Below are 12,333 nucleotides of genomic sequence, written 5' to 3' on the forward strand. Positions count from 1 at the left end.
CCTTCACCACAGCCGATTGGCGCAGCACATGACTGTTCACCGCTCCACGGATTCAGCTGACAGCCACCAACCCGCCAGCTGCCGCTACATGACCGATTTCAACGGCGCGCGGCTCTTTGTCTATGCCCGCAGCCTGGGCACGGTCCTGCGGGTCGATGGCGAGATCGACGCATCGAACGCCGACCAGTTCGCCCACGCGATCCGTCGCTTCTCCCGCCTGAAGACGCCGCTGATCCTCGACATGAGCCATCTGGACTTCATGAGCCTCGACGGTTTCCGGGCGCTGCTGGCGCTCAATCACGAGCATCAGCAGGCGCGGGTGCACTGCAGCGTCGTGGCCGGCGCCGCGCTGCGCCCGATGCTTCACATCGTCAACGACCACGGTTTGCCCGTGGTGGGATCGGTGGCCGAAGCCCTCCACCTCATCGACGACCTCGTCAAGGCGAGGCGTCAGTTGCTCTCGGGAATAGTCCGGGACCGGCGATACCGGCACGAATCGACGCGCGCCGCCGCCATCCCCTCCTGAGGCTTTAAGGCGTCCTGAGACGTATTTCTCAACCCCCCCCCGGCGACCGGCGGGCGGTCAATGGCGCCTGGGCACTGGCGAACCGGCCGATCATTCAGTAAGTTAATGTTTCAATAACTTAAACTAGCGGGCATCGACCGGGCGGCCCGCCCGACGCATGTTCGCCGTCGCCAAGTGTTTTGTTTCGTCACCAAAGGGGTATCGCGCGTGAATCCGAGCCGTTCAAGCCGGCGGCTGACCGACGCTGCGAGGGAGGCTTCGGTGGGAGCTGTGCACGCATTTCCGGGTGTGCGCCTTGCCGAAGCCACCCTGCGCGGGCCGGCCGCCCTGCCTCCTTCCGACCAACTCGAGGCCTGGCGGGCCGGTTTGCGGCAGGCGGTGCTCTCCCGCGTCGTCGAATTCGTCGCCGACCGCTGCGTCGAGGCGCTGGGCCCATGCGGCCTCGACGTGGCCGGCGACATGTTGATGGAGTTCGTCGACGGCGGTAAATGCCTGCGGTCGACGTTCATGTATCTGGGCTGGCTGGGTGGCGCACCGGCCAGCGATGCGGCGCTGACGGCCTCGGCCAGCCTGGAGCTGCTGCACGCGTTTGCGCTCCTGCAGGACGACGTGATGGACGAGTCGACCGCGCGACGGGGGCGCCCCGCCGCGCACGTCCAATTCGCCGCGTGGCATCGCCGGCGCGGATTGTCCGGCTCCTCGCGCCGGTTCGGTGAATCGTCCGCCATCCTGCTCGGCGACCTCTGCTTGATCTGGGCCGAACAAATGCTGCGCGACAGCGGCCTTACGCACCACCAGTTGCAGCGCGCGTGGCCACGCTACGACGCCATGCGCACGGAGCTGGCGGTGGGCCAATTCAACGATCTTGCAACGGATATGCGCGACCTGCCCACGCTGGAGGCCGTGCTGGAGGTGGCCCGGAGAAAGTCGGGAAACTACACCGTGCGCCGGCCGCTGGAGATCGGCGCCGCGACGGCGGGCTGCGACGAGCGGGTGCTGGCGGCGCTCGGCGCCTACGGCTCGGCCATCGGCGAAGCGTTCCAGCTGCGCGACGACGTCCTCGGCATCTTCGGCTCCCCCGCGACGACCGGCAAGCCCACCAACGACCTGATCGAGCGCAAGGCCACCAGCGTGGTGGTGGCCGCGCACCAGTTGGCCGATCCGTCGACGCGGCTGCAGTTCCGGGAACTGATGACAACCGACCGGCTTGACGAGTCAGCGCTGGACCGCTGGCGAAATCTGATACTCGCCACCGGCGCCGTGCACTACATCGAAGAATTGATCGCCGAGCGCGTCGATGAGGCGGTAAACGCGCTGGATTGCACCGCCTTTGGCGACCACCTCACCGCCGCGCTGGTCGACATGGCCGGCCTGTGCACGCGGCGCGCCGCATGAGCGCCCGCACCGTGCCCGGGCGAACCGACCACGTCGTCGTGGTCGGCGCGGGATTCGCGGGGCTGGCCGCCGCACTGCACCTGGCCGGGCGGGGCCGTGAAGTCACCGTTGTGGAGCGCCAACCCTGGCCCGGCGGGCGAGCCGGCCGGCGCGACGTCGACGGTTACCGCATTGACACCGGCCCGACGGTGCTCACCATGCCGGACCTCATCGACGAGGCCTTCGCCGCCGTCGGCGAAACCTCCACGGACAGGCTCGAATTGTTGCCGGTGGACCCGGCCTACCGGGCGCGGTTCGCCGATGGCAGCACCATCGACGTCCACAGCGACGCCGAGGAGATGGCCACCGCGGTGCGCGAGTTCGCCGGCCCGCAACAGGCCGACGGCTACCGGCGGTTACGCGACTGGCTGAACCGGTTGTACCGCACGGAATTCGACGGCTTCATCGCCGCGAACTTCGACTCCCCGCTGTCGCTGCTGAATCCTCAGCTGGCCCGGCTGGCCGCGCTCGGCGGCTTCCGCCGCTGGGACACGATGGTCAAGCGCCACATCAGCGACCCCAGGCTGCGCAGGGTCTTCACCTTCCAGTCGCTGTACGCCGGCGTCGCACCGCAACAGGCCCTGGCGGTCTACGCGGTGATCGCCTACATGGACACGGTCGCCGGCGTGTTCTTTCCGCGCGGTGGCGTGCGGGCGCTGCCCGACGCCCTGGCGGCAGCGGCCGCCGACGCAGGGGTGCGATTCCGCTACGGGTCGACGGTCACCGGGCTGGAGCGCAGCGGCCAGCGGATCACCGCGGTCCACACCGACCGGGATCGGCGCATCGCCTGCGACGCGGTGGTGCTGACGACCGAGCTGCCGCAGACCTACCGGCTGCTCGGCCGCCAACCACGGCGGTTGCTTCCGCTGCGCGCGGCGCCCTCGGCCGTGGTGCTGCACGTGGGGTGCCCCGCCGCGACCGCGCAAACCGCCCACCACACCATCCTTTTCGGCGCGGCGTGGGAGCGGACGTTCACCGACATCATTCGCGACGGCCGGCTCATGACCGACCCGTCGCTGCTGGTCACCCGGCCGACGGCCACCGACCCGAGCCTGGCGCCCGCCGGCCGGGACCTGCTCTACGTGCTGGCCCCGGCCCCCAACCTGGCGCGCCGCAACATCGACTGGTCGGCCACCGGCGACGCGTACGCGGCCTCCCTTCTCGAGGTCGTGCAGGACCGGCTGGTGCCCGGATTGTGCGACGACGCCCGGTTGCTGCATGTCGACACCCCGGACGACTGGGCCCGCCAGGGCATGGCGGCCGGCACCCCGTTCGCGCTGGCGCACACGTTCGCCCAGACCGGGCCCTTCCGGCCGGCCAACACGGTGCGCGGCATCGAGAACGCGGTGCTGGCCGGGTCGTCGACGCTGCCCGGCGTCGGCGTGCCCACCACCCTGATCTCCGGGCGACTGGCGGCCGACCGCATCACCGGCCCGACCGACCGGACGACGACCCGCACGCTCGACCTGAAAGCCGGATCCCGATGATCCGCACCGAGCTGGACGCCGCCGGGATCGGCGAAGACCGCCTACGCGCGGCGTATCGGCGGTGCCGGCGGATCGCCGCCGAAAACGGCCGCACGTATTTCCTCGCGACCCGATTGCTGGCCCCCGACCAGCGCCCGGCCGTCCATGCGTTGTACGGCTTCGCCCGCCACGCCGACGACATTCTCGACGAGCTCAATCCGGACCTGGACGTCGCCGAGCGGGCGGACCGGCTGCAGCGGCTCTCGGACCGGTTCTTCGACGGCGGTGAGCACCATGACGAGCCCGTCCTGGCCGCCGTCGGCCACACCGCGCACCGCTACGGGATCCCGGCCGAGTTGTTCGCCGACTTTCTGGACTCCATGCGGATGGATCTCACCGTCACCGACTATCCCGACCGGGTGGCGCTCAACCGCTACATGCGTGGCTCCGCTGAAGTCATTGGGCTGCAGATGCTTCCGATCCTGGGGACCGTGTGCCCCGCCGACGAGGCCGCACCGTACGCCGCGGCGCTGGGCCGCGCGTTTCAGCTCACCAACTTCCTGCGCGACGTCGACGAGGACCTGGCGCGGGGCAGGATCTACCTGCCCGCCGACGAACTCGCGGCCTTCGGCGTGGACCGGGAACTACTGACGTGGTGTCACGTGCACCGCCGCACCGATCCCCGCGTCCGGTCCGCGTGCGAGGCCCAGCACCAGATCACCCGCGAGATCTACCGTTTCGCCGCCGACGGCATCGCCCTGCTGGCGCCGCGTTCCCGGCCGTGCGTGGCGACCGCCTTGACGCTCTACTCCGAGATCCTGGATTGCATTGGGGACAGCGATTTCTCGGTGTTCACGCGACGCGCCACCGTCGGCACGACGCGCCGGCTTCAGGTCGCCGGCGGCGCGCTGCTGCGGGCGTGGCGGGTCCGGATGAGGGGCGCGTCGTGAGCGACCGGTGGCAGTACCTGATCGTGCTCGGGCTGTGCCTGGCGATCACGGCGCCGCTGGAGCTGTTGGGCACCGGTGTGTACCGGCAGCCGCGCCGGCTCGCGCGCGCGGTGCTTCCGGTCGCGGCGGTGTTTCTCGTCTGGGACACGGTGGCGATCGGCGCCGAGGTGTGGGCTTACAACTGCGAGTACATCAGCGGCGTCCACATCCCCTTCGGGGTGCCGATCGAGGAAGTGTTGTTCTTCTTGGTGATTCCGGTGTGCGGGCTGCTGACCTACAACGCGGTGAGCGCCATCCTCGAACAGGTCAGGCACCGATGACCGGTCTCGGCTACACGGTGCCGGCCGTCGCGGCCGTCCTGGTCGTGGTCGCGCTGGAGCTGGCGCTGTTGCACACGGGGCTGTTCCGGCGGCCGGCCTACTGGTTGTCGATGGTGATCGTGCTCGGCTTCCAGGTTCCCGTCGATGGCTGGCTGACGAAACGCACCGCGCCGATCGTGGTCTACAACGAGCGGCAGACGAGCGGCGTGCGGTTTCCGTTCGACATTCCCGTCGAGGACTTCCTGTTCGGCTTCGCACTGGTCACCGCCGTGCTGCTGTTGTGGGAGCGACAACGTGCGCGTCGATAAGGCGGGCCTGCCCCGCGGCGAGGTGCCCGGCGCCTTCGACGTCGGCGCCGCGGCGTACGACCGGCTGGTCGGGGCCAACCCGTACTACCACGCCAACCTGGCGCGCTCGGCGCGCCGCATGCGGCTGCCCGGACGGGGACGGGGACTGCGCCTGCTCGACGCGGGCTGCGGCACCGGGGCGTCGACGGCCGCGCTGCTGGCGGCGGCTCCCGAGGCGGAGATCGTCGCCGTCGACGCCGCCAACGGAATGCTCGATGCCGCACGGGCAAAGGCGTGGCCACCGTCGGTCCGGTTCGTGCATGCCCGCATCGAAGAACTGGACGAGCACGGCGTCACCGGACCGTTCGACGGCATCCTGGCCGCCTATCTGCTGCGCAATCTCGCGGACCCGGACCGTCAACTGCGGGAGTTTCGCACGCTCCTCGCGCCCGGCGGCGTCCTGGCGGCGCACGAATACTCGGTGCGCGATTCGGTTGCCGCAACCGCGATTTGGCACGCGGTGTGTTGGGGCATCATCATCCCCGCCGGCTGGTGGCGCACCCGCGACAGCACGCTGTACCGGCATCTGTGGCGCAGTGTCCTCGCGTTCGACGGGGCGTCGCGACTGCGACGACGGGTGCGCGAGGCCGGATTCACCCAAGTGCGAAGCCTCACCATGCCCGGCTGGGAACACGACGTCGTGCACACCTTCCTCGGGGAGGCGCCCCAATGACCGACCGCCGCCGCCACATTCACCCCGCCGCGCCGGGGCTGCCCGACGCGGGCGCGCTCTCGTCGCGGCCGCGCGTCGTCGTCGTCGGGGCGGGCATCGCCGGCCTGACGGCCGCCACCGCGCTCGCCGAACGCGGCGTTGTCGTGGACGTGGTGGAACGCGAGGGCTACCTGGGCGGCCGGGTGGGCGGCTGGACCGAGCACGTCGACGGCGCCGAACTCGCGATGAACCGCGGTTTCCACGCCTTCTTCCGCCAGTACTACAACCTGCGGGCCCTGCTGCGCCGCGTCGACCCGCAGCTGGGCATGCTCGCTCCCGTCAGCGATTACCCGCTGATCGACGGCGCCGGCCGACGGGACACGTTCCGCGGGCTGCCCCGCACCCCACCGTGGAACGCGCTGGCGTTCGCGCTGCGCAGCCCCACGTTTTCTCTGGGCGACCTGGCGCGCATCAACGCCCGGGCCGCCGCGCCGCTGGCGGCGGTGTCGGTGCCCGACATCTACCAACGGCTGGACCACATCGACGCCGAAACCTTCTTGAAGAGCATCAACTTTCCCCAATCCGCGCGCCACCTCGCGTTCGAGGTGTTTTCCCGCAGCTTCTTCGCCGAGCCCGCGCAACTGTCGGCCGCCGAACTGGCGACCATGTTCCACATCTACTTCCTGGGCTCCAGCGAGGGCCTGATCTTCGATGTGGCCACCGCGAACTTCGATGTGGGCCTGTGGAATCCGCTGGCGGACTACCTGCGGGAGCGGGGCGTTCGGATGCACCTGGGCGCACGCGTGTCCCGCGTCAACCTCGGCGGCGCGAAACCCTTTCGCGTGCAAGATGATTCGGGTGAGCGCTGGGACGCGGACGCCGTGGTCCTGGCCCTCGACGTGGGCGGCCTGCAGCGGGTGGTTGACGCGTCGCCGCGGCTGGGCGGCGATCCGTGGCGCGCCCGGATCCGCCAACTGCGCGCCGCGCCGTCCTTCGTGGTGCAGCGGCTCTGGCTCGACCGGCCCGTCGAAAGCAACCGGCCCGCATTCCTCGGCACCGCCGGCCATGAGCCGATCGACAACATCAGCGTGCTCGAGCGCTACGAACGCGAGGCCGCCGCGTGGGCACGGCGGCACGGCGGATCCGTCGTCGAATTGCACTCCTATGCGGCCGGTGCCGAATCCCCGGGCGAGGCCGCGATCGCGCGGCTGCACCAGCTGTATCCCGAGACCGCCCCGGCGCGTGTCCGTTTCGAACGCGAACTGCGCCGCGGCGATTGCCCGCTGTTCGCCCCCGGAACGTACGCGCTGCGCCCGACCGTGGTCACGCCGCAGCCCGGGCTGGTGCTGGCCGGCGACGGGATCCGGGTCGACCTGCCGGTGGCGCTGATGGAGCGCGCGGCAACCACCGGCTGGTCGGCGGCCAACCGGCTGCTGGCGTCGTGGGGGCTTGCCGGTCACCAGCTGTGCACGGTTCCCATCCGCGGACGGTCGGCGCTGCTGCGCTCGCTGGCCGAGCGCCAGGGACGGGGTCGATGAGCGTCGGGGACCGCCTGCGCCGGCGGTGGAAGGACTGGCCAGTCGGCGTGATACGGCCCGTGCCATGGACCCAGCAGCGCCCGACCTACCGGGACGCGCGGCCGGCCATCATCGACGCCGCATTGGAACGGTCGGCGCGCCGGCCGACCGGAAACTGGTTTGTGTTCGCGGCCAGCCGCGAGGTGGGCGTCGGTCGCGCCTACGGCGCGCGGGTCGCCGGCATCGACCTGGTGGCCTGGCGCGACAAGCGCGGCGGCCTGCGGGTCGGCCCCGCAGCCTGCCCGCACCTGGGCGCCGACCTCGCGACGGGGCTGGTGCGCGGGGGCGTCCTGTACTGCCGATGGCACGGGCTGGCCCTCGACGGCGATGCGTGCGAACTGCGTTGGAAGCCCTTTCCCAGCCACGACGACGGGGTGCTGGCGTGGGTGCGCCTGGATTCGGCGGGCGCGGAGGCACCCACGGACGGGCCGATGGTCGCGCCGCGGCCCGCAACTGAGACGTTGGCGGCGGTCACCCGCATGGTCGGGCACTGCGAACCGTCCGACGTCATCGCCAACCGGCTCGACCCCTGGCACGGTGCGTGGTTTCACCCGTATTCGTTCACGCGGCTGGAGGTGCTCGCCACGCCCACCGAGGAGGACGACCGCTTCCTGGTCTCGGTGACCTTCCGGATGGGTCGCTTCGGGGTGCCGGTCATCGCCGAATTCACCGTCCCCGAGGCGCGCACCGTGGTCATGCGCATCATCGAGGGCGAGGGCACGGGCAGCGTGGTCGAAACGCACGCAACGCCAATGGGTTTGGGGCGCGACGGCCGGCCTCGCGTCGCCGTGATCGAGGCCGTCGTCGCGACTTCGCAGCGCCCCGGTTTCAAGACGGCGCGCCGCGCCGGCCCGTTGATCACGCCGCTGATGCGTCATGCCGCGACCCGGCTGTGGCGCGACGATCTGGCCTATGCCGAACGCCGCTACCAACGACGCACCGGTGGCTAACATGGACCTACCGCAGCACGTGCCACCAGCGGAAGTCCGAACCAGCGATGAAGAAAGCGCGCTTCGCCTTCTTTAGACACCTCGTGATCGTCAGCGCCGGCGCGCACTTCGCCTACCTGTGCTACCTGCCCTGCGGCGGATTTTTGGCGCTGCGCTGGCCGCGCACCATCTGGCTGCATCTGGCGAGCGTGGCCTGGGGTGTGCTGGTCGTGACGCTGCCGGTGCCGTGTCCGCTGACGTCGCTGGAAGATTGGGCGCGCGCGAGGGCCGGGATGGAGCCGTTGCCGAGCACCGGGTTCGTCGACCGCTACGTCGCGGGTGTGCTGTATCCGCCGGGCCGGACCCGCACCGCGCAGGCCGTCGCATTTCTCGCCGCCGCGACGTCATGGATTGCCCTGGCGAGGAAAGCTCCACGGGTCCGACATCGAGAAGTGGCGCGGGACCGCCGGGTTCGATCCGGACCCGCGGCAGGTCGCGCTAGGTCCTGGGTGGGCGCACCGATACGCTGGTTGGCCTGATGAAGGATGCGGGTAGGTGAGCAAGCGCCGCGCACAGGATCCACCGGCGGCGCGGGCCGAGCTGGAGCGGCAGCTCTCGGCCGACATGCGGTCGATCACGGCGCAATCGGATCGCATCGGCCGCCACTTCGCGCGCACCAACGAGGTCGGCAGCAGCGATTTCCACGCGCTGCTGCACATCATGGTCAGCGAAACCGCGGGAAAGCCGTTGACCCTGGCCCAGCTGAGGCAGCGCATGGACGTGTCGCCCGCGGCCATCACATATCTCGTCGATCGGATGATCGAGGCGGGCCACATCCGGCGGGAGCCCGACCCCGAGGACAGGCGAAAGTGGCTGCTGCGCTACGAGGAAAGCGGCATGACGTTGGCGCACTCCTTCTTCCGGCCGCTCGGGATTCACCTCAGCAAGGCGATGGCGGACCTGAGCGACAAGGACCTGGTTGCCGCCCATCGGGTTTTCGCGGCGATGATCACCGCCATGTCCACGTTCGAGGGCGAGCTCGCCGGCGAGCCGTCCAGACCATCACCCCGGCGGCAAAAGGCCGCGCCGTAGGACCCCTTGCAGCAGCCGCTGCTCGATCAGGTCGGCGCCACGGGCCACACCGCCGGTCGCGGCGAAGCCGGCGGCCACTCGGCGGGCGCCCTCGGCCATCGTCGTCGCCCGGCAAATGGCGGCGCGCAGGCGTACCGCGGTGAGCCTCTTGGCCGGCAGCCGGGTGCCGCATCGGGCCACCTGCACGCGACGCGCCACTTCGGCCTGATCGCGCGCGAAGGGCACCACACAGACCGGGACACCGCGGTCCAGCGCCTTCACGGTGGTTCCCATCCCGCCGTGGGTGACGGCACAGATCGCACGGTCGAGGACCGCGCCGTGGGGCACGAAACGGCACACCGTGGCGTTGGGCGTGCGTGGCAGCCCGTCGGGCACGCCGGCCGGGAACGTCGCGACGACGTGGACCGGTTCATCGGCCAACGCCTCCAGGGCGATTCGGCCGAGCGTGGCGTCGGCCTGCGCGATCGAGGAGGTGCTGACCAACACTATGGGCCGGTCGATGTCGGCCACCCAATCGGGGACAACCGCGGCGGCCGTGTCGAATTCACACGCACCGATGAAGTGCACGTCGCGCCAATCGGGATGCGGGTACTCGAACGGCTCGCCGCCCACCGCCAACAACAGCGGCGCGCGGCGCATCAGCCCATCCACCGACTTCACTTGCGGCACGCCCAATTCCGCGCGGACGGCGTTGACCCGCGGCACCACCCGGCGATCGAAGAGGTGGCTCACGAACGGGCGCATCGACGCGTCGCGGACCATGCCGAGAACTCCCGGCAGCGGGCGCAGGCCCGGACCGAACGGCGGCGCCGCGCGGGACCGCAGGTAAGGGGTGAACGGGGAGAACACCAGCCACGGAACACCGCTGGCCTCCGCCACCGACATCGCTCCCCAGCAGTTAGCGTCGACGATGACCGCGTCGGGCCGCACCCGCGCCAGTGCGCCGCGCAGGTCGTCGACCTCGATCACTGCGCGACGGCAAAGGACGTCGATCGTCTCGGCGAGGACGCCCAACGCGTTGGGCGCCAGCCGATCCCGTCCGGCGACGGCCTCGATCCGCGGGTCGACCGGCTCGGCGTCGACGCCGACCGCCCGCATGACGTGCACCCCGGCGGCCAGGGTGACCAGGTGAACCCGGTGGCCGCGCCGCCCCAGTTCCCGCAGCAGTGCGCCGAGGGGATAGAGGTGGCCCAGCGCGGGCGACCCGTAAGCCAGAATCACTGCCATGGGCCGTCGCTCTTATGAAACGGCCGTCACGCCAACGTCACGCAGGGCACCCAGGTCGGCCGCCCCGCACCCGTGCAGGCAGATGCGCAGCTCGTCGATGAACCGCTGCAGCCAGGCCGTCGCCGCGTCCGCCGACTCGATCGCCGCGGGCAACAGCGGCCGCGCCACGGCCACCACGTCGGCGCCCAGCGCCAGCGCCTTGGCCGCGTCCATGCCGGTCCGGATGCCGCCCGAGGCGACCAGCGGGATGTCCGGCAGCGCCGCGCGCACCTCGTGGATAGCCTGCGCGGTGGGTATGCCCCAGTCCGCGAGGTCCGGGTAGCGCACTTCGCCGTAGCGGACCAGTTGCTCGACGCGCGACCACGAGGTCCCGCCGGCGCCGGCCACATCGATGGCTGCCACCGGCGGCTCGGAGGACAAGCGCAGCAATTGGCCGACCGCGGCGGCGCCGATCCCGTGACCGACCTCCTTCAGCAGCACCGGATAGCCCAGCATGCCGGCCACGTCGTGCAGCCGGTCCAACGATCCCGCGAAGTCGGTGTCGCCGCCGTGCTGAACGGCCTCCTGTAGCGGATTGGTGTGCACCGCAAGCGCATCCGCCCCCACCCGATCGAGTGCTTGCACGATGTCGGGCACCGCGTCCTTGGTCAGCTGGGACAGGCCGATGTTGCCCAGCAGCAGCACGTCCGGTGCCACGTCGCGCACGGTGAAGCTGGAGGCGGCTCCCTCCCCCAGGACGCTGTCGAGCATCACCCGCTGCGAACCCAGCATCATTCCGACGCCGAGCCGCTGTGCCGCCGCGGCCAGGTTGCGGTTGATGGTGCCCGACAGCCTCGCCCCGCCGGTCATGGCGCCGATCAGGATCGGCGAGCGCAACCGCGCCCCGAGAAATTCGGCGCGCAGGTCGACGTCGTCGAGGTTGGTCTGGGTCAGGGCGTTGTAGGGCAGGGCGTAGCGTTCCAAGCCGGTCGTCACGCCGCGATAACCCACGTCGCCGTCGAGGCACACGTCGATGTGGCGCCGCTTGCGGGTGGTCATCTCGCCGCGGTCCGCGGTCATGACGCGTCGACCCGGCGCCGACGGTTCAGCAGCCAGATGTGGGCGGACAGCACGTTGATCAAGCCGGCTCGACCGGCACGGCAATCTCGTTGCGGCGCAGGGCCGGGACGGTCCAAGGCGGATCGTAGAACCACGCCGCCGGCTTATCGACGGCCTGGAATCCATACTCGCGCAACGTGGTCATCAACTTATCGGTGTGCGCCGCGACGGCGCGGCGACTGCGGCTGCCGGTGAAGCGGTGCACCGCAACCGTCTCCGCCGGCACGGCCGCCAACCTGACTTCGCCGTCGTCGGGCTCGGGCAACGAGTCCAGCGTCTTCTCGGCGGGCATGAAAAAACGGATCACCCATTTGCGGTCGCCCGCCGCCTCCTGGGCCACCGGGGCGGTCATCGCGATCTTCTCCCGGACGCCGTTGCCACCGAAGATGTAACCGGCGAGCCGGCGAAACCCGGTATAGCGGGCGGCCTCTTCGTCCGCCACGACGGTCGTCTCCGCGGCGATCCTGGCGCCGTAGTGCCGGATCTCGACGTCCCGGGTCAGCTGCTCCGCACGGTAGGCCGGCTCCTTGGTGCCGTGCCGGTAGCCCACCACCGTGCCGGCCGCATCGATTACCTCGGCGAGCACCGCTCCCATCGACCCGAGCACGCCCCTCACCTCTTTCTGCCATGTGTCGTTAGGTGGTACCCCACCAGCAGGGAGCCTAACGGATTTCTCACATTTAGTTAAGTACTTGAATGTTTAAGAATCTTAACA

The 12,333-nt window shown here is 70.4% G+C and carries 14 protein-coding genes; 11 read left to right on the top strand and 3 right to left on the bottom strand.

What is annotated here, in order from left to right:
• Positions 1-88 precede the first annotated feature (88 nt).
• From AC5Y7V_RS10585 to AC5Y7V_RS10635, 11 genes are all read left to right on the top strand, one after another.
• Positions 89-526 (top strand): STAS domain-containing protein, encoded by a 438-nt coding sequence (locus tag AC5Y7V_RS10585; protein WP_499879980.1) that lies wholly within the window; start codon positions 89-91, stop codon positions 524-526.
• 309 nt (positions 527-835) lie between these two features.
• A complete protein-coding gene (locus AC5Y7V_RS10590) occupies positions 836-1,921 on the top strand; it encodes a polyprenyl synthetase family protein (RefSeq protein ID WP_499880177.1) in 1,086 nt (361 codons plus the stop codon).
• On the top strand, positions 1,918-3,447 hold the full coding sequence (gene crtI, locus AC5Y7V_RS10595) for a phytoene desaturase family protein (RefSeq protein ID WP_499879981.1): 1,530 nt from the start codon (positions 1,918-1,920) through the stop codon (positions 3,445-3,447). Before AC5Y7V_RS10590 ends, crtI begins: the two co-directional genes overlap by 4 nt.
• The gene (locus AC5Y7V_RS10600; RefSeq protein WP_499879982.1) at positions 3,444-4,376 is read left to right on the top strand and encodes a phytoene/squalene synthase family protein; all 933 of its coding nucleotides are present in this window, start codon (positions 3,444-3,446) and stop codon (positions 4,374-4,376) included. Before crtI ends, AC5Y7V_RS10600 begins: the two co-directional genes overlap by 4 nt.
• Entirely contained in the window at positions 4,373-4,696 is a 324-nt protein-coding gene (locus AC5Y7V_RS10605) for a lycopene cyclase domain-containing protein (protein WP_499879983.1), read from the top strand. Before AC5Y7V_RS10600 ends, AC5Y7V_RS10605 begins: the two co-directional genes overlap by 4 nt.
• Positions 4,693-5,004 carry a lycopene cyclase domain-containing protein gene (locus AC5Y7V_RS10610; protein ID WP_499879984.1) on the top strand — a complete coding sequence of 104 codons (312 nt, stop codon included), beginning with the start codon at positions 4,693-4,695 and terminating at the stop codon, positions 5,002-5,004. The genes AC5Y7V_RS10605 and AC5Y7V_RS10610 overlap by 4 nt, the downstream gene beginning before the upstream one ends.
• Positions 4,991-5,716 carry a class I SAM-dependent methyltransferase gene (locus AC5Y7V_RS10615; protein WP_499879985.1) on the top strand — a complete coding sequence of 242 codons (726 nt, stop codon included), beginning with the start codon at positions 4,991-4,993 and terminating at the stop codon, positions 5,714-5,716. Before AC5Y7V_RS10610 ends, AC5Y7V_RS10615 begins: the two co-directional genes overlap by 14 nt.
• Complete coding sequence (locus AC5Y7V_RS10620; protein ID WP_499879986.1) at positions 5,713-7,233, top strand: FAD-dependent oxidoreductase; 1,521 nt, start codon at positions 5,713-5,715, stop codon at positions 7,231-7,233. Before AC5Y7V_RS10615 ends, AC5Y7V_RS10620 begins: the two co-directional genes overlap by 4 nt.
• Entirely contained in the window at positions 7,230-8,222 is a 993-nt protein-coding gene (locus AC5Y7V_RS10625) for a DUF5914 domain-containing protein (protein WP_499879987.1), read from the top strand. Before AC5Y7V_RS10620 ends, AC5Y7V_RS10625 begins: the two co-directional genes overlap by 4 nt.
• Before the next feature lie 47 nt (positions 8,223-8,269).
• Positions 8,270-8,740, top strand: a complete 471-nt coding sequence (locus AC5Y7V_RS10630) for a DUF2784 domain-containing protein (RefSeq protein ID WP_499879988.1) — start codon at positions 8,270-8,272, stop codon at positions 8,738-8,740.
• Between the two features lie 16 nt (positions 8,741-8,756).
• Complete coding sequence (locus tag AC5Y7V_RS10635) at positions 8,757-9,293, top strand: MarR family winged helix-turn-helix transcriptional regulator (protein WP_499879989.1); 537 nt, start codon at positions 8,757-8,759, stop codon at positions 9,291-9,293.
• Here the strand turns inward: AC5Y7V_RS10635 and AC5Y7V_RS10640 are convergent.
• From AC5Y7V_RS10640 to AC5Y7V_RS10650, 3 genes are read right to left on the bottom strand one after another with little or no spacing between them, the layout of a single operon-like run.
• Positions 9,264-10,520, bottom strand: a complete 1,257-nt coding sequence (locus AC5Y7V_RS10640; RefSeq protein WP_499879990.1) for a glycosyltransferase — start codon at positions 10,518-10,520, stop codon at positions 9,264-9,266. The genes AC5Y7V_RS10635 and AC5Y7V_RS10640 overlap by 30 nt on opposite strands.
• 12 nt (positions 10,521-10,532) lie before the next feature.
• Positions 10,533-11,579 carry a type 2 isopentenyl-diphosphate Delta-isomerase gene (gene fni, locus AC5Y7V_RS10645; protein WP_499879991.1) on the bottom strand — a complete coding sequence of 349 codons (1,047 nt, stop codon included), beginning with the start codon at positions 11,577-11,579 and terminating at the stop codon, positions 10,533-10,535.
• A gap of 58 nt (positions 11,580-11,637) precedes the next feature.
• Positions 11,638-12,213 (bottom strand): SOUL family heme-binding protein, encoded by a 576-nt coding sequence (locus AC5Y7V_RS10650; protein ID WP_499880178.1) that lies wholly within the window; start codon positions 12,211-12,213, stop codon positions 11,638-11,640.
• Positions 12,214-12,333 lie beyond the last annotated feature (120 nt).

This window comes from Mycobacterium sp. NGS34 (assembly GCF_059812845.1).